The sequence below is a fragment of the Corynebacterium uropygiale genome (assembly GCF_021568315.1).
Taxonomy (GTDB): domain Bacteria; phylum Actinomycetota; class Actinomycetes; order Mycobacteriales; family Mycobacteriaceae; genus Corynebacterium; species Corynebacterium uropygiale.
Map to the genome: position 1 here is coordinate 108,174 of NZ_JAKGSI010000001.1, position 19,973 is coordinate 128,146.

The following is a 19,973-nucleotide window of genomic DNA, read 5'->3' on the forward strand; positions in this document are numbered from 1 at the left end:
GAAGCTATGGCGTGCAGGTTTGCATCAATGCCAGCCGACCATTACACTGCTAGAAGGTCATTCGACGAATGACTCAGGAGACGTGCCAGAGCGGCCGAATGGGGCTCACTGCTAATGAGTTGTCCTCTTAACGGGGGACCGGAGGTTCAAATCCTCTCGTCTCCGCCATAGGGAAGGTCCCCGGTCTGTGTGACCGGGGATCTTTTGTGTATTCCCCCTGGTAGGCGGTTACTGCTTTACCACTGAGAATGACACGAAGTGACACGTGGCTGCTGATTTTTGCGGCTGTTATCGTAAAGACTGGATAGCTCCTCTGCGCCCATCCGCACGCGAGAGTTCTTGTCTGAACTAAGCGGAGAGCATCTCCGATGGTGAGAGACCCCCGGAGCAGTTGGCCAAGGGGACTCAACCTCGTCCGCGCTTGCTTGCCTATTTTTTGCGGGCGGGGGAACACGGATCCGTGTTGTCAGTGCTGTCGAGCATGTAAGCCATGAGATATAAATCAGGGCTTGTAGCGATGTGTTCAGCGATTTCCCGCGGGGTGACAGTATCGGGAACCGGATTCTCTTCAAGAGGACCTATTGGTGGGCGTGGAATCGTACAGCGGAGGAAGAGCTCACCTGTGGAAAGGAGTCTGCGTATGGCCTCCTCCCATTGATCGACAGTGGCTTCCTCGCTGTCGCCAAAACCGAAGTAGTCGATCGCAACAAGTAAACTGACCCAGTCATCCTCTTCGGCGATCTGTTCTTTTACACGGGTAATTACCTTGTGGGTGTTGATCCATGTGGGACTAATGTTTGACATGAACCTTAAATTCCGATCTTCTACCGTTGGATTTATTCATTAGGTTTATGGTGTATCCTCCAGATTTTGAATCAAATCTGAAGTATGCAGTCGACCCATCTTCTGGGAACGTGATAAGTTTATCGGTCAGAAGATGCGGCTTATCGCCGAGTTCTGCGAGGGCTGTGGAGTGGGTGACAGCACACCATGCGTCCCAGACGGCGTCGTTGTTTTCTGCTTGCCATACCCGGTTTTTATTGGGTTTTCCGAACTTTTTATCCATGGTGGCTCGGATGTCCGCGAAGGTGTAGGGCATGGGGTAGTGTGTGCCGACGCAGTTTCTTTGTTGTGGCACATCGGCTGCGGCTACCGGTTCTCCAGGGAGGGAGATGGTGGACAGTGAAACGGTGACGCTCAGTGCTGCTGTAAGGATCTGTTTCTTCATTGTGCGCTCCCGTCACTCCGCTGGCTGATTACAGATGACGACACGCTCTACCTTTCGCTTGAGCGGAGGAACGCCCACAAACCCAATGTTGTGCTGGGTGTGTGCGGCCACCGTCTCACATCCCGACGGGCTTCCGGGGGAGTCAGTGCCGAACTCGGTGTAGTAAACCTTGATGTTGAGGGGCCCTGGTCAGTCATTCTTCACTTGTGTGAAACCCTTAGATTCATACCAGGAAAGACAATGAGGGGCTGGCTGCTCTCCAGGCGTACTCCTTAAGCTCAAGGTGGAATCAATTTCCCTTTCTGCAATGGCGTTATGCCCTTCCTTCGGTGCGATGGAAACCGTTTCTCCGGGGTCGAGCTCCACCACGGAATCGGAGGAAATGGGGGAAGGGAATGATGTGTGCGCTTCGGCGGAGGGTAAGGCGGGAAGCGTACATGCTAGTGCGGTGAGTACGGCCGCGGTCGAGTGAAAGTTCATGATGGAGTGAACTCCTTCCTGAAGATAGATAGCACTTAATCCGAACGTTAACATGGGTATAAGTAACCCCGCAAGGGGTAGCGACAAGCCGGGGGCGTTCTTCGGCTTCCATCTGGTGTTTCGCTGCGAGTATCCCGCCTCGCGGCTTTCAGAGGATCCACAAGATGAGCGGCTGTCCGGGGATCCGCAAGATGCGTGCGTGGCCGGCTCAGTTGGCCTTCCCTGTTCCGCACTCCTCGTTCCCTTGGCTCCTTCTGCTCTGTCCAAAGCTGCCCCACCGCCAACACCTGACGATCCTCCCTCCATTGCCATTCACTCGTCCTGACCTGCAGATTTTGCACTATCTGCGTAGGGGTGTACTATTCAATGTCGTTGCAGTGATCACTCCCCTGTGGTCACAGCGAGTGCGCCCGTAGCTCAACGGATAGAGCATCTGACTACGGATCAGAAGGTTGGGGGTTCGAATCCCTCCGGGCGCGCAACACTCCCGGGTCGCTAGAGAGCGGCCCGGGATTTTCGTCTCTCAGGCCCGCTTCAGCAACGTGGCTGCCCTTCGGTAAGATCCCAGTCAGCACTGGTTCTAAAGGATGGGTATTTATGTTCCCTGAGAAGAGAAAACCACACCCCCTCGCCTCCCTCACCGCCATCACTTACGCACGCACCAGGAAGGCCGCCCTCGCTCTGTTCGCCTCGCTCGTCCTTTTCGGCACTGCGGGACTTTCCGGGTGCGGCTTCTCTTCCCTGACGGAGGACGGCCAGAGCGATGCCTCGGCCTCCAAAGCATCGGGGGACTCGGTGGCGCCACTGCCCGCCCCGGAGAACCACACGGCGTATCCTCACACCCTTCATTCCGCGTGGGGCGATACCACTCTTCAGCAGCGCCCCAAGCGGATCGTGGCAACAGGGTGCGTTGACCTGGAAATACTTGCCGCATTGGGGGTTCAGGCGGTTCTCACCCCGGAGCGCTGCGTCGAACCTCAGTATGTGAAGGATGCGCTGGCGCGGATCGGGGACGGGGTGGACGTGCGCACCTATGAGTTCGATCCCAGTTCTCCCTATCCGGCGGAGACATTCCAAGCGGCCGAGCCGGACCTCATCATTGCCTATGGCGGGGTTGCGGACTATTACGAGAGGCTCGCGTCGATCTGCCCCGTCATCTCTTTCCCGCAAGCGGATATGAAGTACTCCGACCTCGCGTGGACCACCATGGTCAAGGAGATCAGCGAGGCGCTGGATCTCACGGATGCCGGGCAGCGACTCATCCAGGAAACAGAGCAAGCCTTCGCTGACTACCGGGTCCAGCACCCGGAGCTCCGCGGCCGGACCATCACCTACGGCGATTACTACGGTGGCCAGGATGGGCTGAAGATCATGAACTACTCGGGCTCCACGGTCGAGGGTTTCTTCTCCGACATGGGCTTCGACCACAATCCCGCCTCGGGGCACTTCGTGAAGGACCAGTTCGTTAGTGGGGAGCTGGTAGATTCGATCTCCGCAGACGTCATCATGCTTGTGGACTCCACCGGCACCGGCGACAGCGGCTCGCTCAGCGACCTCACCTCGCTTCCCGCCTTCCAGTCCATGCCGGCGGTGGCGGCAGGCCGTACCGTCACAATCCGCGAGGACGATGACGGCTTCGAGATCGAGGGCCAGCACCACCCAGGGGACCTGGCCTACGCCCTCTGGTATCCGGGTCCGCTGTCTTCCCGCTGGGCTCTCGATATCCTCGGCCCCATCCTTGCCGACGCTGTCTCCACGGGCCGCTAAGCTATGCGCACGGCATGGGGCCTGGTGCTTCTCGCTGTGGCTCTTCTCGGTGCGCTGGTGGCGAGCGTCGCCATCGGTGCGCGCGCGATGAGCCTCCCGGAGCTGTGGCAGGCCCTCCACCACCAGGGTGACCCACGGGTGATCTCGACGGTGTGGGACATGCGGGTGCCGCGGACGGTGACGGGCTTTCTCGTGGGGGTGGCGTACGGGCTGGCTGGGGTGGTGATCCAGGCGCTCACCAGGAATCCCCTGGCAGATTCGGGGATCCTTGGGGTTAACGCGGGCGCGGGTTTCGCCGTGACACTCACGGTGGGACTCCTGGGGCCCATGAGCATGGCTGGTCTTCTGTGGCCGGCGTTGTTGGGCTCTGCGCTGGCTACCGTCGCGGTGTACCTCATCGGGAGTGCGGGGCAGTGGACGGCGGATCCATTGTCCCTGGTGCTGGCTGGGGTGGCGTTGGGGACGCTGCTGGGCGGGGTGTCGAGCTTCCTCACGCTCATCGATCCTGACACTTTCCAGTCCTTGCATCGCTGGAACCTAGGGAGCATCGGGGTGTCGTCCCTCCATCCCACGCTCACCGTTGCCCCGCTCATTCTCCTCGGGGTGGTGCTGGCCGTGGCCTTGGCCCGTCCACTCAACGCCATCGCGCTCGGTGATGAGCTGGCCCAGTCGCTCGGCGTGCGGGTGGTGGCGGTGCGTACGGTGGCCGTCATCGTCGTGACGCTGCTCGCGGGTGCCTCTACCGCGCTCACGGGAGGCATCGGCTTCGTGGGGCTCATGGTACCGCATGTGGTGCGCTGGTTCACCGGCCCGGAGCAGCGGCGCATTATGGCGGGGACGATTCTCGCCGCCCCCGCTCTCGTCCTTCTCGCCGATGTTGTGGGGCGGGTCCTCATGCCCCCGCACGGGATTGAGGTAGGGCTGGTGACCTCCTTGATCGGGGCGCCGGTACTCATCGCGCTGGTGCGAAGGAAAAAGGTGAGCGCGCTGTGAGTTCTCTGGTTGGTGTGTCGCGGGTCGCCCCAGGGTATCTGGTCCTGAGAACCCGATTCTTTTCCGCGCGCGTCCATGGGCGCCGGCTGCTCCTTCTCCTCAGCGCGCTGCTCCTTGCGCTCGCTGTGGCGGGGCTCAGTCTGTGCTTCGGTGACGTGCGTATTCCTCCCGCGGCGGTGTGGCACACCATCATCGCCGGCGGCCCGCACGCCCGCGTGGTGCTTGGTTGGAGATTCCCCGTCAGCCTCGCCGCGCTCGTCTTTGGGGCGCTGCTCGCCCTCGGCGGGGCGATTGTCCAGTCCCTAACCAAGAATCCGCTGGGTTCCCCCGACATCATCGGCTTCGATGCCGGCTCCTACACGGGCGTCGTCCTCACCATCCTGGTGCTCGGCCACGAAACGCTCGCGTGGACGGCGCCGGCGGCGCTCCTCGGTGGGCTGCTCACTGCACTGCTCGTTTACGTTTTGTCCTATCGCCGCGGGGTGGCGGGGTTCCGGCTGATCATCGTGGGGATTGGCGTGTCCGCGATCCTCGGGTCCATCAACGCGTATGTCATCACCCGCGCTCATGTCGACGACGCGATGCTCGTCGGTTTTTGGGCTGCCGGCTCCATCACACGGGTCACGTGGCAGAGCCTGATGCCCGCGCTGATCGCCGCGGCTGCGCTCTGCGTCGTGCTTGTTCCGCTGTCTCGCTGGCTGGTGGCCCTGGAGATAGGCGACGATGCGGCCGCTACCCATGGCGTCCCGGTTGGCGTGGCGCGCCTGGCCCTCATGGTGCTGGGTGTGGCGACCTCCGCGATCGTCACGGCGAGTGCCGGGCCCATTGGCTTCATTGCGCTCGCTGCGCCGCAAGTGGCGCGTCGAGTGTTTCGCACACCGGGAGTGAGTCTGGTGGGTTCGGCCATCGTGGGGGCGGGCCTGCTCAGCGGGGCGCACCTTTTGTCGCTGCTGACGAGCCAACTCTACCGGGCGGTGCCGGTGGGCATCATGACGATGATCATCGGCGGCGTCTACCTGCTTGTTCTTCTTATCCGACAGTCTCGAAAGGGCGTGAGCCAATGAGTCCCCACCTCGCCGCGGAGCACGTCGCGCTCGGCTATGACCAGGGCGGTGTCATCTGCGATGACCTCAGCCTCAGCATCCCGGAGGGCGGCTTCACCGCGATCGTCGGCCCCAATGGGTGCGGAAAATCGACGCTCCTGCGCTGCCTCGCCGGGGTGCTCACACCGCGCGCCGGGAGAGTTGTTCTCGACGGCCGCCCCCTACCGCGCTACCGGCCGAAGGAGGTCAGCCGCCGGATCGGGCTGCTGCCGCAGAGTTCCCTCGCGCCCGATGGGATCACCGTGGTGGACCTCGTGGCGCGGGGGCGCATTTCCCACCAAGGGCTGTTTCAGCAATGGCGGGTAGCGGATGAGGCGGCCGTCGAGAAGGCATTGCGCGCGACGCGCTTGCTCGACCACCGGGAGGAGCAGGTGCGGGAGTTATCAGGTGGGCAGCGGCAGCGGGTGTGGATCGCCATGCTGCTCGCGCAGGAGACGCCGCTGCTCCTCCTTGATGAGCCGACGACGTACCTGGACATCGCCTACCAGTGCGAGGTCCTCGAGCTCCTTGCCCGCCTCCACGCGGCGGGGAAAACCGTGGTGACGGTGCTCCACGACCTCAACCAGGCGGCGCGCTACGCCACGATGATGGTGGTGATGAAGAAGGGGGCGATCGTGGCGCAGGGCACGCCGGAGGAGGTGCTCACGGAGAGCCTCGTGCGGGAGGTGTTTGGCATCGACTGCCTCGTGAGCCCCGACCCCGTCACCGGCACCCCGAGCATCAGTCCTCGCCGGCCGGGCCTGAGCAGCTAAAAGACCTCGATGCGCGCGCCCAGGGACTCCGCGTGGGCGAGCTGGCGGATCCACCCGGGGGCGCCGGGCTGGAGCCGGAGGACGGGGCGCCCGGAGACGCTCGTGGTCGCGGCGTGGGCGTCCTGCTTCTTCGCGGTGATGCCGCTGCGCGCCTCGTAGCGGATGCGGGAGCGGTAGCCGGCGTCGGCGAGCTCCGCGATGCTCGGGCTCTTCGCGGCGAGGCCCTTGCGCGCCTCGGTGAGTAGCTCGATGGCCTCGTCGAGGCAGTCGATGAGCGCCGCCGAGTTCGTTTCGCACATGCCGCGCACGAGCGCCGGGGCCGTGCCGGCCACCCGGGTGCCGTCGCGGAAACTGCCTGCCGCGAGGGAGAGGGCCAGCGCCCCGCCGTTATCGCCGACGATGGCCTGGGTCTCCGCCAGCAGGTGCGGGAGGTGGGAGATCCGGGCGACGGCGGCATCGTGGTGGCCCACCCGGGAGGGGATGGCCTCCGCGCCGGTGAGTTTGATCATGCGCGCCACGTCGAACCACAGCTCCACCCAGGCGCTGCTCACGGCCCCGGAGGTGTCGATGGCGTGATCGAAGGTGATGACCCAGGCGGCGCCGCGGAAGAGCCCCTCCTGGGAGGCCTTCCAGCCGCTATCGGCCGTGCCGGCCATCGGGTGGCTGCCCACGTAGCGCCCCGCCAGGCCGTGCTTGAGCACGAGGTCATAGACCTGGGCTTTCACCGAGGCGACGTCGGTGATGCCGCAGGTGGGGGCGAGGGTGACGATCTTGTCGAGGATGCCGTCGATCGCGCTGATCGGCGTGGCGAGCACGATGAGGGCCTGCTCCTCCTCGGCGCGGGCGAGGGTGGCGTCGAGGTCATCGCTGACGTCGAAGCCCTCGCTCAGCGCGCTGCGGGCCCCCGAGCACGACCGCGTGAAGCCGAAGGCGGGCTGCCCGGCGGCGCGGAGATCGCGCAGCAGGGAGCCGCCAATGAGGCCAAGTCCAATAATGCACACGGGGTGGGCGAGCAAACGATTCATCACCTGACAATTTTTGCACACCGCGACTAGGCTTACCGGGTATGAGTGCGGCATCAGCGCGAGACAACTCGGCGCGACAGGACCTCGGCCCCCTCGAGGGCGAGGAGGGATACACGTTTTCCCTGGTCGCGGCCTATCAGCAGGGGGAGTGGACGCTCCGCCTCTTCCACGATGACTTTGAGGAACTGCGCACCGCGGAGCAGGCGGTCCGCAACCTGCGCAGCGAGGGTCCGGCCCTGGCCTTCCTCTGTGTCGACGACGACTACTGGGTCATCCTCCGGCCCGCTCCGGGCGGCCTCAAGCTGCTCATCAGCGATGTCACCATGGCCTATGACGATGACTATGCCGCCGAGATCATCGACGAACTGGGCGTGGAACTTCCCGACCTCAGCCCCGAGGAGCTCGATGAGTGCGAGCCCTGGGCGGACGGGGACTTCGACATCCTCGCTGACCTGGGTGTGAGCGAGGAGGTGCTCGGCGTCATCTGCGATGACGTGGAGGCCTGGCCCAGCGAGCAGCTGGCGCGCGTCGCCCAGGAACTCGGCTGCGGCGAGGAATTCAGCGAGCTCACGGGCGTCGAGGTCCCGATGGACGAAGGGTGGTAGCCCTGCCCACCCCCGCCTGGCGGATGGAGGCCGAGCGCAAGATGCGCCGGGCCCTGGAGGTGGCGCGCTCGACGCCGCCCGAGGACGTCCCCGTCGGGGCGGTGATTTTTGGTCCCGACGGCCGGGAGCTCGCAGCGGCGACGAACCGCCGCGAGGCGGACCTGGACCCCACGGCCCACGCGGAGATCCTCGCCGTGCGCGAGGCGGTGCGCCACCGTGGGGATGGCTGGCGCCTGAGCGGATGCACCCTGGTGGTGACGCTGGAGCCCTGCGCGATGTGCGCCGGGGCGCTCGTCGGCGCGCGGCTCGATCATCTTCTCTTCGGGGCCTCGGAGCCGCGGACGGGGGCGTGCGGCTCGGTGCTCGACATTGTGCGGGACCCGGCGGCCATGCACCACATGAGCGTGCGCGGCGGGATCCTGGAGGAGGAGTGTTCCGCGTTGCTCAGCGTCTTCTTCGGTGCACGACGCTGAGAGAGAACCCACAAAAGTCCTGACAGGGATCCCGCGATCGCGGTACCCTAGATGGGGTACATCAAGAAATCTCTATAGGAGGTGCCCGCATGGGTGACATCGAGAACAAGGCTGAGGACCTCGGCGGCAAGGCCAAGGAGGCCTTCGGCAACGTGACCGGCAACGAGGAGATGGAGAACGAGGGCAAGGCCGACCAGGTGAAGGCCGACGTCAAGGAGGCCATCTCCGACGCTGGCGAGAAGATCAAGGAAGGCGCGGACAAGATCCTGGGCGCCTTCAAGGACAAGTAAGCCCGGATCCCCGGACTCCCCGCCCGGAAGGGCGGAATCCAGGCCCCGAGGTGGCGATTTGGCCCCTCGGGGCCTGTCCATTAGGCTGCATTAGCGGTGGCGTGTCCGAGCGGCCGAAGGTGATCGCCTCGAAAGCGATTGTTGGGTAACCCCCAACCGCGGGTTCAAATCCCGCCGCCACCGCCACGAAGCCCCGCAGTTCTCCACGGAGACTGCGGGGCTTGTTGCTGCGCTCGGTGTGTTTGCCGCGCCGCAGGCCCCCTAGGCGGGGACGGTGGGGGCGTCGGCGTCGTCGAGGCGCGGGTACTCGGGCTCGGGGTCGTCGCCGAGGGCGCTGCCCTCGACGTCGAGGCGGGGGAGGATGCGGTCCAGCCAGCGGGGCATCCACCACGTCGAGCGGCCGAGGAGGAACATCGCCGCAGGCACGAGCGTCATGCGGATGAAGAAGGCGTCAAAGAGCACGCCCGCCCCGAGCGCGAAGCCGAAGACCTTGATGAAGGGGAGCGGCTGCCCGATGAACGCGACGAAGACGGCGATCATGATGATAGCGGCGGCGGTCACCACGCGGGCGCCCAGGGTGAAGCCGAAGATGACGGATTCCTCCACGGCGTTGTAGTTGGTGCGGCCGCTCGCCTGCCCGCCGGAGTGGATCCAGTGCTCCCTCATTCGCGTGACGAGGAAGACCTGGTAGTCCATGGCGAGGCCGAACGTCACGCCGATGAGGAAGATCGGCATGAAGGACACGAGCGGGCCCGGCGTCCCGACGATCCCCCAGAGCCCGTCCTGCCAGAAGAGGATCGTCGCGCCGAAGGCCGCCCCCACCGAGAGAAGGAAGCCCAGCCCCGCGACGATCGGCACCGTGATCGAGCGGAACACGAGGATGAGCAGCACAATCGCCAGCCCGACGACGATCGACAGGTACACCGGCATGGCGGCGGCGAGCTCCTCGGTGATGTCCATCTGCACCGCGGTGAGGCCCGTCATGCCCACGCGGATGCCGGCGGCGTCCTCGATCTCGTGGGTGCGGGCGCGCAGCGAGTCGGAGAGGTCCACGGTGGCCGGGTCGCCGGGCCCGGTGTACGGGGTGATGAGGATCTGCGCGGCGGTCTGCCCCTCGTTCACGCCCGTGAGCTGCGCGTTCTTGACGGTGGACATGCCGTCGATGCTGTCCACGGTGTAGAGGAAGCTGCTGAGAGTGGCGGCTTTCTGGGCGTCGAACTCCGTGCCCTCGGACTCCGCCTTCGCGCGCTGGGCGTTGACGTAGGGCGCAAGCGCCGGGGAATCGGGGTTGGCGTGTGCGGCGTCGACGACGAGAAGCAGGGGCGCGTTGACGCCGGGGCCGAAGCCTTCCGCCATGAGGTCGGCGGCTTCGCGCTGGGTGGTCCCGTGGTTGGCGGTGGCGTCGGAGGGGAGCGCCATCTGGAGGTGGAAGAGCGGCAGGGAGAGCGCGCCGAGCGCGAGGATGACCACACCAATCGCCAGCCCGGGCACCCGGTGAACCCCGCGCACCCAGAGGCTGCCGAGGGTGCGGCGCGGCGTGTGGCGTCGGCACCGGCGCCACGGGTTGCCCGCCACGCCAGGAACCTTCCCCGCGAAGGCCTTCTTCCCGCACAGGCCGAGCAGCGCGGGGGTGAGCGTGAGTGTCACCAGCACCGTGATGAGCACGGTGAGGGCGGCGAGCAGCCCCATCGCGGTGAGGAAGCCGATGCCCGCGACGGAGAGCGCGGCGAGCGCCACGATGACGGTCACCCCGGCGAAGACCACCGCGGAGCCGGCGGTGCCCACGGCAAGGCCGGCGGCCACGTCGTCGGGGTGGTTCTCCCGCTCGGAACGGTAGCGGGAGAGCACGAAGAGGGAGTAGTCGATGCCGACGGCCAGGCCGATCATGATCGAGAGCGTCGGGGTGACGTTGTTGAGGTCCACGTAGGCGGTGGTGAGCAGGATCGCGAGGACGCCGATCCCCACCCCGATGACCGCGGTGATGATCGGAAGCCCGGAGGCCACGAGCGAACCGAAGGTGAACAGCAGCACGAGGAAAGCCACGGCCAGGCCGATGATCTCGCTCATCGGCTCGATGGCGATCTCCTCGCCGAAGCCCGAGCCGGCGGCCTCCACGCGCACCCCGGCGTCGCGCGCCTGGTCCATGGCGTCGTTAATGATGGCGCGCTGATCCTTGGTCACCACCATGGAATCGCCGGCGTCGATGGAGAAGGAGGTGTAGCCGATCCGGCCGTCGTCGGAGAGGGTGCGCACCGTCTGGGCGTCCTCGTTGGCGGTCTCCTCGGGGAGGCCGAAGGAGCCGTACATGCTGTGGATCTGGCCGGTGAGGCGCTGGTCCACGTCGACGGGGTTGCCGAAGCGCTGGGTGTCGGTGATGGAGTCGCCGAGGCCGGTGCGGAGGGCGTCGATGGTGCGGTCGACGGCGGCGTGGGTCTCGGGCTCGCTGAGGGTGTGGCCCTCGGGCGCCTCGAAGACGACGGTCACCGAGGACGCCGTCACCGGGTTCTCCTGGTTGGGGAATTGCTCCACGAGCATCTTCGTGGCGTTGATCGACGGCGTCCCCGAGACAGAGAACTGGCTGCTCAGCGGCTTGTGCAGGCCCAGCGCCAGGCCCGCCACCGTGAGGAGGATGACCACCCAGGTGCTCAGCACCCACCAGGCGTGGAGGAAGGACCATCGTCCGACTGTGTAGAGGACTCGTGCCACGGGGAGTTTCCCTCATTCCTTGGTCGTCGACGCACACTGCGTGACATGCGTGTAGCGCGTGTAGCCACCAGAGTTACGTCCTCAGTCTAAGGCCTCCCCCTGAGCGGTGTCTTAAACTCGACTGTTGTGAAGATGACGCAGTCCACACCCTCCTCCCAGGATCTTTCTTTTGAGCTGGGCACCCGCCTCAGCGGCGCCCGGCAGGGTCGCACGGGGGTGATCCACACGCCGCATGGGGACATCGCCACCCCGGCTTTCATCCCCGTGGCCACCAAGGCGACGGTGAAGACGCTCACCCCCGAGCAGGTGGCCGCCACGGGGGCGCAGGCGATCCTCGCGAACGCCTATCACCTCTACCTTCAGCCCGGGCCGGACATTGTCGACGAGGCCGGCGGCTGGGGGCGCTTCGCCCACTGGCCGGGCCCCACGTACACGGACTCGGGCGGCTTCCAGGTGATGAGCCTGGGCGTGGGCTTCAAGAAGGTGCTCGCCATGGACACCTCCCAGTACTCCCCGGAGGACATCCAGGCGGCGCGCCGGGAGCGCCTGGCCCAGGTGGACGAGGACGGCGTCGATTTCCGCAGCGTCATCGACGGCTCGAAGCACCGCTTCACGCCCGAGGTCAGCATGCAGATCCAGCACCAGCTCGGCGCGGACATCATGTTCGCCTTCGATGAGTTGACGACGCTCGTCGACACGCGCGCTTACCAGGAGGCCTCCGTCGAGCGCACGCACCGTTGGGCGCGGCGCTGCCTCCTCGAGCATGATCGCCTCACCCGGCAGCGGGAGGGCAAGCCCCTGCAATCCCTGTGGGGAGTGGTCCAGGGGGCGCAATTCGAGGACCTGCGGCGCAAGGCCGTGCGGGGTCTGCTCGAGCTCGACGCCGAGGCGCGCTCCGAGGGCCGGCGCGGATTCGGTGGCTTCGGGATCGGCGGGGCGCTGGAGAAGGAGAACCTGGGCACCATCGTGGGCTGGGTGTGCGAGGAGCTCCCCGAGGAGCGCCCCCGCCACCTCCTGGGCATCTCCGAGCCAGATGACCTCTTCCTCGCGATTGAGAACGGCGCCGACACCTTCGACTGCGTGGCACCCACCCGGTTGGGCCGGCGCGGCGGGGTCTATACCCTCGACGGCCGGATGAACCTCCGCGCCGCGCGCTTCCGCCGCGACTTCCGCGGGGTGGACGAGGAGTTCGGTGGCTACGTCTCGGAGAACTACTCCCGGGCCTACATCCACCACCTGCTCAAGGCCAAGGAGTACCTTGCGGGCACGCTGTGCACCCTCCACAACCTGCAGTTCATGGTGCGTTTGGTGGACAACATCCGGGCCGCGATGGAGGCCGGGGATTTTGATGCCTACCGGGAAGAATTCCTGGGCCGCTACTACGCGGGGCGCTGAGTGTCTTGGAAGAAGGGGTATACAACCCGGGCCGAGGCTGTTAGGGTGAGCTATGTCCCACCCCACACCATCATTCTGTGAAAGGACACCTCATGCCCGTCGAAGCAATCATCGATTTCTACCACTCCGCCGCTGACCAGGTGGCCGCCTTCATCCACGGCCTGCCCTTCGTTGCCCCCGAGTTCGTGACCAGCACCGACCAGTTCGTCTGCGGCTGGCACATCGGTGTGGATGCTGGCGCCCAGGGTGCCGCCAACGGTGTCTCTCCCGAGAATTACATGCAAGGTGCCATTAACGGCGCCATGCAGCGCTGCCAGTAGGACCGGGGCGGGGCTGGTATTCCTGTATCCCCGCTGCGGTATTCACCCCCTGTCCCTCCTCTGGTTGGGCAGGGGGTGCGGTGTGTGTGGGGGGGGCGATTTCTCCTTCGTCCGCATAAAGCCCGCAATGAAGTTATGCGCCCCCCTTGCCTGGCGTCACACGCGCGTAGTACGATCCCGGTGTGGCTGACTGGCAGTATCGGCAATCTTATATTCAGCTCAAGCATGGAACGTTTCCGTTGTGGGCAGAAGAGGCGCTCCATGATGAACAGGCCATAATTCTCGATCCTGATCCTGCTAGCAAAAGTGGAAAGAGCATAAGAACTATTGGATGGTCGACTTCTGCTGGTTGTCTTCTGACTGTTATTACTGTCGTTGATGAAGGGATCGAGTTTGGGGTCAACTGCTGGAAATCATCTTCAAGAGATAAGAGAATCTATGGTTTTCCGCCGCAGGAAGGGTAAAAGATGAATAAATACTCGGCTTTGGAGCAGGCTATCGCAGAAACGGAAGATGTAGAGCGAGGCGATCCTGTTCGTAGGGATACTATTATCTCATCTCCTGGCCGGACTCGAGATAGAATTCTGCATATCCGTTTAACTGAAGAGGAGTATCAGGCTCTGCGCTGCCAGGCGGGAAGTCAGCCTGTGTCGGCGTATGCCCGGGATAAGGTCCTCCACAGTGATGAGGCTCCCCAGAGTGACATTATTGCCCATGCGGTATGTGATGCTCTCCGCAAGGCGGGATATGTTATTGCGAAAGATGATGCTGCATAGTGTTCTTCTTCGTATAGACGACTCCCCAGGAATCAATAAGGCAGGCTGGGGAGGGTCGTGCGGACAATGTGTTCTCTGTCCTGGTGTAGCTGTCATGCTTAACGGCTAAACGGGTGTCTGATGAACTTCTGTCCCATCTATGGAAAGGTGCGAGGTGTTTTGGTCCGATGATTAAGTATGGCGATTCCTATACCGCGGAGGATATGCTCGCCCTGTTGAAGAAAGCGCGATCGAGCTTAAATGAAGCGATTGAAGCTTTGGACGCTGCCGAGAAGATAGATGGCCCTGAAATTAGGGAAAATGAGCTTCTTGGCACAATGTGCTTCACTAATGAGCTAGGTCCCTTGTATAGTTTCATGGTCGATGATCTCGACGACCTTATATGCAAGACCGAGGAGATTGTGGCGAAGAAGCGCTAGCGTCCTGTAGCTCTCGTCGCGCGCTCAATGCGTCGACAAAAACAGCCCGAGGGAGTCTGTCCCTCGGGCTGCGCGCATGGCGGTACAACGGATATGCCTCAGTACCCCTCCTGGCGCTTGACCCACGCGATGACGGCATACGTAATGGGAAGAATGATGACCTCAATGAGGGTTTTCCAGATGAAGCCCACGACGACGTAGTTGATGAAGTCGCCGGCCGTCGAGACCCCAATGACCGGGGCGGCGATGATGCAGAAGATGAGGGTGTCGGCGAATTCGCCCACAACCGTGGAGCCGATGAGGCGGGCCCAGAGGCTGCGCTCGCCGGTGCGCTGCTTGATTTTCACGAGGGCCCAGGAGTTGAGGATCTGGCCCACGAGGTAGCCGGCGAGGCTCGCGGCGACGATCTGCGGCACGAGCCCCAGGGTGGCGGCGAAGGCCTCTTGGCCCTCGTAGAAGTCGGCCGGGGGAAGCCAGATCGCGATGTAGAAGGCCACCACCGCCAGCACCATGGCGGCGAAACCCGTGATGATGGCGCGTCGCGCGGCCCGGAAGCCATAGCACTCGGAGAGCACATCCCCGATGACGTAGGCGAGCGGGAAGAGGAAGAACGCACCATCGGTGATGAGCGGGCCGATGGCCACGCCCTTCGTCGCGTTGATGTTGGAGATGATGAAGACCGCGACGAAGAGCGTCACGAAAATCGGGTAGTAGGAGCGCTGCACCGGGAGGAATTTCGCGCGGGCGCGCTCCTCGCGTTCGGCGGTGGAGGAGGGGGCGTGGTTCATAGTTTTTTACTTTGCCACAGCGGGGCCATACTGGGGACCATGTCTCTGTCCACACATGCTGGCCGTTATGCCCCCTCGCCGAGTGGTGATCTCCACGTGGGGAACCTGCGTACGGCCCTTCTGGCCTGGTTATTCGCCCGCGGCTCGGGCCGGCGCTTTGTGCTGCGTGTGGAGGATATTGATACCCAGCGCTCCTCGGCGGAGGCGGCGCGGCGCCAGTGTGAGGACCTGGAAGCCCTCGGCCTGCGCCACGACGGGGCGGTGCTCTACCAGCATGATCGCTTCCCCGCCTATGAGGAGGCCCTGGACACGCTGCGCCGCCGCGGCCTCCTCTACGAGTGCTACTGCTCCCGCCGCGACATTCGCGAGGCCGCCCGCGCTCCCCACACCCCGCCCGGGATGTATCCGGGAACCTGCCGCGACCTGGGTGAGGAGGAGCGGGCGGAGCGGCGTCGTCGGCTCCGCGAGAACGGCCGCGTCCCCGCGCTCCGATTGCGGGCGCAGGCGCGCGAGTGGAGCGTCACGGACATCCTGTATGGACACGTGTCCGGCCCGGTGGATGATGTCATCGTGCGCCGAGGGGGCTCGGGCGCGGTGGATTGGGCATATAACTTGGCAGTGGTGGTCGACGACGCCTACCAGGGCATCGATCAGGTGGTTCGCGGCGATGACCTCCTCATGTCCGCGCCGGCGCAGGCCTACCTGGCCCATGAGCTGGGCTTCCCGCAGCCGACCTATGCGCACGTACCGCTCGTCCTCAATGAGGAGGGCCGGCGGCTCGCCAAGCGCGATGGCGCGGTCACTCTCCGTGAGCTCGGCCAGCAGGGGATGAGCCCTCGGGAGGTGCTTCATCTCCTCGCGGAGTCCCTCGGCCTGCCGCCGAAGGATTCTCCCGACGCCCTTCTCCCGCACTTCGATCCCGCCCGGATCCCCCGCGAGCCGTGGATATGGCGCACGCCGCCAGCCCCAGGGCGCACATGCCCGTGAGCAGGGGGTGGTCCCCGGCATAGTGGGGCATGGGCCAGGGCGCGTGGGCCAGCCAGACCCCGCTGAGCAGTACGCTGATGGCCGCCAGCCAGTGCCCGCGGATGAGCGTGAAGCGGTCAATGAGCCAGGCCGCCGCCCCCGCCACGGCGCCCACCCAGCCGCTGAGCAGCAGCAGGACCGCCCCGACCAGCCCGAGCGTGAGCGGCCCGCGCCAGCGGGAGGGGGTCTCCCGCAGCCGGTCCTCCCCGGCCGGGGTGGGCCGGATGATGAGGCACGCGAGGATGATCCCCAGGCAGAGCGCGCCCGCGAGGATCCCGCCCAGGAGCAGGCAGGTGCGGTAGGCCGTATCCGCCACGTGGTGGAGGCTGAATGTGCCGCTCGCCCCGGCGGGGATGAGGAAGGCCTGGGTGGAGGCGTCGACGGTGCGGGGCTCGAGGGGGACGCCGGAGAGCTCGCCGCGCAGCCCCGGGTTGGCGGCGCGGGTGGTGATGAGGAGGCGATCGTGCTCGGCGGGGGTGAGGTGGCCGTCGTCGGGGAGGGACTCGAGGGGCACGGGGGCGGCGGCCGATTCCGGGGCGGGCGGGCCGGCGTAGACCCAGGCGGCGGTACTGCGGAACTCGTGTTCCCCGGCGGGGAGGGTGAGCGTGTCCCCGGAGCGGTACTCGCGGCCGTCGATGCTCACGCGAGCCCGCTCGATGGGGAGGAGAATGCGTAGCTCACGGGGGTCGCTGAGGGTGAGGCGGCGGATGATGACGCCGGTGTCGGGCCACAGCCTCTGGAGGAGGATGGTGTGGGCGTCGGGGGAGGAGTCCGGGAGGGTGATGGTGCGGGTGATGTCGTGGCCGCGGATGTGCGCCTCCGCGATGCCCACCCGCTCGTGCAGCTCGATGCGCACAGGGGTGCCGTCGGCCCCGGGGAGTCGCACCGCGCGCGGAGTGGCGCGCTGGAGCTCCACGCGCACGCTCTCCCCGCCGTGGTGGATGGTGAGCTCGGTGTCCTCGGTGGCGGTGAGCTCGAGCTCCGCGCCGGCCACCGGCCCGTCGGGGCGCAGCTCCAGCCACTGTCCCGGGCCCGTCCCCGGGGCGGGGAGCCAGGAGGTGTGGGGGTCGTGGTCGACGGCGGCGGTCGGGGAATGGGCCGGTTGGGCCCCGCCGAAGCTATCCGCGTTCGAGGCGGACGTCGAGGCCACCACGCTGCCTCCCTTGCTGCGGACGCTGGGGCGGGCGCCGGCAGAAGGATAGTCCTTCACGGCATTGAGCACGCCGCCGCTCTCCCCGGCGGCCAGCGGCGCCGACTGCCCCGAGCGCCCCTCCCCGTAGTTGTGCTCGCTGGGCATGGGGGTGTCGGTGAGGGTCTGCGCGCCGGCGTCGACGAGCCGCCGCGGCCGGTAGCCCTCAATGCTGTTGAGCAGGGCCAAGGTCTCCCCACCGCCGGAGACGGTGTCCACAGAATCGGCGGGCGCGAGGAGCGCGTCCGCGTGCCGATCAATGAGCACGACGTCCAGATCCCCGAAACGGTGATGCTCGCCCGGGAGCGCCCGCATGAGGCGCCGGGCGGTGGCGCGGGAGCGGGAATCATCGAGGTCAGAGCGCAGAATCACCGCCCCGATCCCCAGGCGCGGCAGGTCGCGGACGGCCGCCCGCGGGTCGAGGTGGAGCATGGCGTCGAGCCCATCGAGGCCGCGGATGGCCTCGGGCGGGACGAGGGGAATGGCGTCGCGCACCGCCCACGGCACGTCGAGGAGCGGCTGGGCGGGCTCATCGCGCGTCCAGCCCCACGTCTGGCGGGCGGCGTGCGCCGGCGGATAGATGAGCGTGCGGGTGCCGGAGGCCTCCTCGTTGATGAGGCGGGTGGCCTGCACCCACTCCTCCGGGATGTCCTCCCACGCGCCGCGGTGGGCCAGGCACCCGGTCCACGCGGGCGCCACCGCGGCGAGCGCCACGAGGATGATGAGCGCCGCGGCGCAGTGCCGCGCCGAGGGGTGCGTGAGCTCGGGCAGCCGCCAGCGCTGCGGCCAGGGGATCGATGCCACACCGATGAGCAGCGGAATCCTCACCAGGAGGTCGAACTTGTGGACGTTGCGCAGGGCGGCGCCGGGGCCGTCGAGAACATCCAACCACCACGGGGCGGAGAAGCCCATGATGAGGACCCCGGCGGCGAGGAGAAGCAGCCAGAGGTGGCGCAGCGGGAGCTGGCGGGTCCGGCCCGCGCGGGCCAGCCCCCAGAGCCCGAGGGCGGCGATGGCCATCGTCGCGACGATGAACACCGGCTCCGTCACGAGGAGCACGCCGGCGCGGCGTTCCTCGTCGGCGAAGGGGGCCCAGCTGGTGGTGCCGCGGAGGATCTCCGCGAGGTTGAGCCAGCGGGTGGTGACGCGGGAGGACTCGATGAAGTCGATGAACGGCGGGGAGTAGCGGCCGAGGATGAGCAGCGGCCCGATCCACCACGCCGAGACCGCGGCGCAGCCCGCCAGCCAGGCCAGCAGCCAGCGTCGGGAGCGAGCGAGGAGGATCGCGCCGGCCGGGATGCAGGCGGCGAGGGTGGCCGTCGCGTTCACCGCACCCATCGCGGCGATGGGCAGCAGCGAGAGGCCCACCTCCCGCCAGCGCGGCGGAGGCCCCTTGAGCAGGGGATACATCGCCCAGGGGGCGAGCATGATGGGCCACGCCTCGGAGGAGATAGCCGTGAGCGTGGTGAGCGTGCGCGGGGAGAGGGCGAAGAGTGCGGCGGCGAGCAGGCGCGTCGGCTCCGTGCCGACGCCCAGGCGCCGCAGCACCTGCAGCATCCCGGAGAATCCCAGCCCGAGGAGCAGCGTCCACCACAGGCGCTCGGTCACCCAGCCCGGCAGGGGGCTGAGCAGCCAAAAGAAGAGCCCCTGGGGAAAGAGATAACCATAGGCCTGGTTGTGGAGCTGGCCCAGGGAAAAGACGTCCGTCCAGATGTGGAGAGCGCCGCGCAGGAAGCCGCCGGGGTTGATGAGGAGGTCGAGCTTGGTGTCAGTGGTGCTGAGCCCCGGGGAGGTGGAGAATGCGCAGAGCAGCGCGAGCACCCAGCCGAGCGCGTGGGGCAGGAGGCTGCGACGGGCGCGCAGCCCGCGCTGGGCGCACAGCCCGTGCTGGCCGCGCCGGGCCCTAGCCGCGCGAACCGTACTCCGGGCCACCGAGCAGCGCATCCTCTGAGCTCACCGTCTGATTCTCTGGGGGCTTGTCCTGGGAGGAGAAGAGCGCCACCCCCGTCACCGCGACCACGCCCAGGGCGATGCCCACGACGGCGCTCGCCACCGCGGGGCCCAGCGTGCGGCGGGCTAAAGAGTCAGATTCAAAGGCCATAGCGCTTTTAGCCTAGCAGTCGGCGTCCGGCTCCTCCTCGGCCGGCGGCACGACAAACACCGGCACCCCACAATTCTGGATGACGTTTTCTGATGTCGACGTCTGCCAGAATCCGCGGAAGCCGGAGGTCGCCCGCGTCCCGGAGACGATGAGATCCACGCGCAGCTCCTTCGCGGCGTCGACAATGGCGGACCAGATCGAGGTGGCGCACTCCACCATGTGGGCCCGCGGCTGGAGCCCGAGCGACTCCGCGAGGTTCACCCCCTCGCGGCAGGTCTCCCGGGCCTCGGTGTAGGCGGGGTCCTCGCCTTCTCCGCTGGGGGACCAGTCGGCCTGGCGCAGCCCGGACATGCTCACGGCGCGCGCCGCCTGCCGGTGTACGGGCTCCCAGGCGGTGAGGATCTCGACGCGGCGGGGGCGGAGGAATTCCGCCGCATAGGTGAGGGCGCGTCGCGCCTCGGGGGAGCCGTCGAAGGCGATGAGCATCGTCTGGGCCTCGGTGCGGGCCGCGGTCGGGGCGGTGTCGGACATGATCTC

At 66.3% G+C, this 19,973-nt stretch carries 20 protein-coding genes, 3 tRNA genes and 1 pseudogene; 16 read left to right on the top strand and 8 right to left on the bottom strand.

Going from position 1 to position 19,973, the window contains the following annotated elements; translation table 11 throughout:
* Window positions 1-76 precede the first annotated feature (76 nt).
* Window positions 77-168, top strand: a tRNA-Ser gene (locus L1O03_RS00490).
* A 261-nt stretch (window positions 169-429) separates the two neighbouring features.
* Here the strand turns inward: L1O03_RS00490 and L1O03_RS00495 are convergent.
* Together L1O03_RS00495 and L1O03_RS00500 are read right to left on the bottom strand one after the other, a co-directional pair.
* Complete coding sequence (locus tag L1O03_RS00495; protein WP_236117475.1) at window positions 430-804, bottom strand: hypothetical protein; 375 nt, start codon at window positions 802-804, stop codon at window positions 430-432.
* A complete protein-coding gene (locus L1O03_RS00500) occupies window positions 791-1,228 on the bottom strand; it encodes a hypothetical protein (RefSeq protein ID WP_236117476.1) in 438 nt (145 codons plus the stop codon). The genes L1O03_RS00495 and L1O03_RS00500 overlap by 14 nt, the downstream gene beginning before the upstream one ends.
* A gap of 886 nt (window positions 1,229-2,114) precedes the next feature.
* On the opposite strand from L1O03_RS00500, the gene L1O03_RS00505 reads away from it, so the two are divergent.
* The 5 genes from L1O03_RS00505 (at window position 2,115) to L1O03_RS00525 (ending at window position 6,323) form a co-directional block, all read left to right on the top strand.
* Window positions 2,115-2,187 (top strand) — tRNA-Arg (locus tag L1O03_RS00505).
* Between the two features lie 118 nt (window positions 2,188-2,305).
* Window positions 2,306-3,475 (top strand): ABC transporter substrate-binding protein, encoded by a 1,170-nt coding sequence (locus L1O03_RS00510; RefSeq protein WP_236117477.1) that lies wholly within the window; start codon window positions 2,306-2,308, stop codon window positions 3,473-3,475.
* A 3-nt stretch (window positions 3,476-3,478) separates the two neighbouring features.
* Complete coding sequence (locus L1O03_RS00515; RefSeq protein ID WP_236117478.1) at window positions 3,479-4,468, top strand: FecCD family ABC transporter permease; 990 nt, start codon at window positions 3,479-3,481, stop codon at window positions 4,466-4,468.
* On the top strand, window positions 4,465-5,532 hold the full coding sequence (locus L1O03_RS00520) for a FecCD family ABC transporter permease (RefSeq protein WP_236117479.1): 1,068 nt from the start codon (window positions 4,465-4,467) through the stop codon (window positions 5,530-5,532). Before L1O03_RS00515 ends, L1O03_RS00520 begins: the two co-directional genes overlap by 4 nt.
* Complete coding sequence (locus L1O03_RS00525; RefSeq protein ID WP_236117480.1) at window positions 5,529-6,323, top strand: ABC transporter ATP-binding protein; 795 nt, start codon at window positions 5,529-5,531, stop codon at window positions 6,321-6,323. The genes L1O03_RS00520 and L1O03_RS00525 overlap by 4 nt, the downstream gene beginning before the upstream one ends.
* On the opposite strand, the gene L1O03_RS00530 is transcribed toward L1O03_RS00525, so the two are convergent.
* On the bottom strand, window positions 6,320-7,348 hold the full coding sequence (locus tag L1O03_RS00530) for a prephenate dehydrogenase (RefSeq protein ID WP_236118020.1): 1,029 nt from the start codon (window positions 7,346-7,348) through the stop codon (window positions 6,320-6,322). The two genes, L1O03_RS00525 and L1O03_RS00530, sit on opposite strands and share 4 nt — an antisense overlap.
* 41 nt (window positions 7,349-7,389) lie before the next feature.
* Between L1O03_RS00530 and L1O03_RS00535 the strand changes: the two genes are divergently transcribed.
* From L1O03_RS00535 to L1O03_RS00550, 4 genes are all read left to right on the top strand, one after another.
* On the top strand, window positions 7,390-7,953 hold the full coding sequence (locus tag L1O03_RS00535; RefSeq protein WP_236117481.1) for a tRNA adenosine deaminase-associated protein: 564 nt from the start codon (window positions 7,390-7,392) through the stop codon (window positions 7,951-7,953).
* Window positions 7,947-8,426, top strand: coding sequence for a nucleoside deaminase (locus tag L1O03_RS00540; RefSeq protein WP_420830261.1), 480 nt, complete (start codon window positions 7,947-7,949; stop codon window positions 8,424-8,426). The genes L1O03_RS00535 and L1O03_RS00540 overlap by 7 nt, the downstream gene beginning before the upstream one ends.
* A gap of 89 nt (window positions 8,427-8,515) precedes the next feature.
* Entirely contained in the window at window positions 8,516-8,716 is a 201-nt protein-coding gene (locus L1O03_RS00545; RefSeq protein ID WP_236117482.1) for a CsbD family protein, read from the top strand.
* 95 nt (window positions 8,717-8,811) lie between these two features.
* Window positions 8,812-8,902, top strand: a tRNA-Ser gene (locus tag L1O03_RS00550).
* 75 nt (window positions 8,903-8,977) lie between these two features.
* Here the strand turns inward: L1O03_RS00550 and L1O03_RS00555 are convergent.
* Window positions 8,978-11,422 (bottom strand): MMPL family transporter, encoded by a 2,445-nt coding sequence (locus L1O03_RS00555; RefSeq protein WP_236117483.1) that lies wholly within the window; start codon window positions 11,420-11,422, stop codon window positions 8,978-8,980.
* A gap of 132 nt (window positions 11,423-11,554) precedes the next feature.
* Between L1O03_RS00555 and tgt the strand changes: the two genes are divergently transcribed.
* The 5 genes from tgt to L1O03_RS00580 all read left to right on the top strand — a co-directional run bounded on the left by tgt (window position 11,555) and on the right by L1O03_RS00580 (window position 14,332).
* On the top strand, window positions 11,555-12,817 hold the full coding sequence (tgt, locus tag L1O03_RS00560; protein WP_236117484.1) for a tRNA guanosine(34) transglycosylase Tgt: 1,263 nt from the start codon (window positions 11,555-11,557) through the stop codon (window positions 12,815-12,817).
* A gap of 92 nt (window positions 12,818-12,909) precedes the next feature.
* Window positions 12,910-13,137: a hypothetical protein gene (locus tag L1O03_RS00565; RefSeq protein WP_236117485.1), complete on the top strand. Its 228-nt coding sequence runs from the start codon at window positions 12,910-12,912 to the stop codon at window positions 13,135-13,137.
* 182 nt (window positions 13,138-13,319) lie between these two features.
* The gene (locus tag L1O03_RS00570; RefSeq protein ID WP_338026109.1) at window positions 13,320-13,601 is read left to right on the top strand and encodes a transposase; all 282 of its coding nucleotides are present in this window, start codon (window positions 13,320-13,322) and stop codon (window positions 13,599-13,601) included.
* 3 nt (window positions 13,602-13,604) lie between these two features.
* Entirely contained in the window at window positions 13,605-13,913 is a 309-nt protein-coding gene (locus L1O03_RS00575; RefSeq protein ID WP_236117486.1) for a hypothetical protein, read from the top strand.
* Between the two features lie 167 nt (window positions 13,914-14,080).
* A complete protein-coding gene (locus tag L1O03_RS00580) occupies window positions 14,081-14,332 on the top strand; it encodes a hypothetical protein (RefSeq protein ID WP_236117487.1) in 252 nt (83 codons plus the stop codon).
* Window positions 14,333-14,430: 98 nt separating this feature from the next.
* Here L1O03_RS00580 and L1O03_RS00585 read toward each other — a convergent pair whose 3' ends face one another.
* On the bottom strand, window positions 14,431-15,120 hold the full coding sequence (locus L1O03_RS00585; RefSeq protein WP_236117488.1) for a queuosine precursor transporter: 690 nt from the start codon (window positions 15,118-15,120) through the stop codon (window positions 14,431-14,433).
* 39 nt (window positions 15,121-15,159) lie between these two features.
* Here L1O03_RS00585 and gluQRS point away from each other — a divergent pair, with 39 nt between their 5' ends.
* The gene (gene gluQRS / locus L1O03_RS00590) at window positions 15,160-16,107 is read left to right on the top strand and encodes a tRNA glutamyl-Q(34) synthetase GluQRS (RefSeq protein WP_236117489.1); all 948 of its coding nucleotides are present in this window, start codon (window positions 15,160-15,162) and stop codon (window positions 16,105-16,107) included.
* A gap of 1,309 nt (window positions 16,108-17,416) precedes the next feature.
* Here gluQRS and L1O03_RS00595 read toward each other — a convergent pair.
* From L1O03_RS00595 to L1O03_RS00605, 3 genes and pseudogenes are all read right to left on the bottom strand, one after another.
* A pseudogene (locus L1O03_RS00595) lies at window positions 17,417-19,279 on the bottom strand (alpha-(1->3)-arabinofuranosyltransferase domain-containing protein); the annotation flags it as partial.
* Window positions 19,239-19,436, bottom strand: coding sequence for a DUF2613 domain-containing protein (locus L1O03_RS00600; RefSeq protein WP_236117490.1), 198 nt, complete (start codon window positions 19,434-19,436; stop codon window positions 19,239-19,241). The pseudogene L1O03_RS00595 and the gene L1O03_RS00600, both read right to left, overlap by 41 nt.
* Window positions 19,437-19,448: 12 nt before the next feature.
* Window positions 19,449-19,967, bottom strand: a complete 519-nt coding sequence (locus tag L1O03_RS00605) for a universal stress protein (RefSeq protein ID WP_236117491.1) — start codon at window positions 19,965-19,967, stop codon at window positions 19,449-19,451.
* Window positions 19,968-19,973 lie beyond the last annotated feature (6 nt).

Bases quoted from the DNA above. Each gene is read 5' to 3' on its own strand.
- L1O03_RS00495 (WP_236117475.1), bottom strand. From the start codon at position 804: ATGTCAAACATTAGTCCCACATGGATCAACACCCACAAGGTAATTACC.
- tgt (WP_236117484.1), top strand. From the start codon at position 11,555: ATGACGCAGTCCACACCCTCCTCCCAGGATCTTTCTTTTGAGCTGGGC.
- L1O03_RS00575 (WP_236117486.1), top strand. From the start codon at position 13,605: ATGAATAAATACTCGGCTTTGGAGCAGGCTATCGCAGAAACGGAAGAT.
- L1O03_RS00510 (WP_236117477.1), top strand. From the start codon at position 2,306: ATGTTCCCTGAGAAGAGAAAACCACACCCCCTCGCCTCCCTCACCGCC.
- L1O03_RS00545 (WP_236117482.1), top strand. From the start codon at position 8,516: ATGGGTGACATCGAGAACAAGGCTGAGGACCTCGGCGGCAAGGCCAAG.
- L1O03_RS00580 (WP_236117487.1), top strand. From the start codon at position 14,081: ATGATTAAGTATGGCGATTCCTATACCGCGGAGGATATGCTCGCCCTG.
- L1O03_RS00600 (WP_236117490.1), bottom strand. From the start codon at position 19,436: ATGGCCTTTGAATCTGACTCTTTAGCCCGCCGCACGCTGGGCCCCGCG.
- L1O03_RS00525 (WP_236117480.1), top strand. From the start codon at position 5,529: ATGAGTCCCCACCTCGCCGCGGAGCACGTCGCGCTCGGCTATGACCAG.
- L1O03_RS00535 (WP_236117481.1), top strand. From the start codon at position 7,390: ATGAGTGCGGCATCAGCGCGAGACAACTCGGCGCGACAGGACCTCGGC.
- L1O03_RS00515 (WP_236117478.1), top strand. From the start codon at position 3,479: ATGCGCACGGCATGGGGCCTGGTGCTTCTCGCTGTGGCTCTTCTCGGT.
- gluQRS (WP_236117489.1), top strand. From the start codon at position 15,160: ATGTCTCTGTCCACACATGCTGGCCGTTATGCCCCCTCGCCGAGTGGT.
- L1O03_RS00530 (WP_236118020.1), bottom strand. From the start codon at position 7,348: ATGAATCGTTTGCTCGCCCACCCCGTGTGCATTATTGGACTTGGCCTC.
- L1O03_RS00605 (WP_236117491.1), bottom strand. From the start codon at position 19,967: ATGTCCGACACCGCCCCGACCGCGGCCCGCACCGAGGCCCAGACGATG.
- L1O03_RS00565 (WP_236117485.1), top strand. From the start codon at position 12,910: ATGCCCGTCGAAGCAATCATCGATTTCTACCACTCCGCCGCTGACCAG.
- L1O03_RS00585 (WP_236117488.1), bottom strand. From the start codon at position 15,120: ATGAACCACGCCCCCTCCTCCACCGCCGAACGCGAGGAGCGCGCCCGC.
- L1O03_RS00500 (WP_236117476.1), bottom strand. From the start codon at position 1,228: ATGAAGAAACAGATCCTTACAGCAGCACTGAGCGTCACCGTTTCACTG.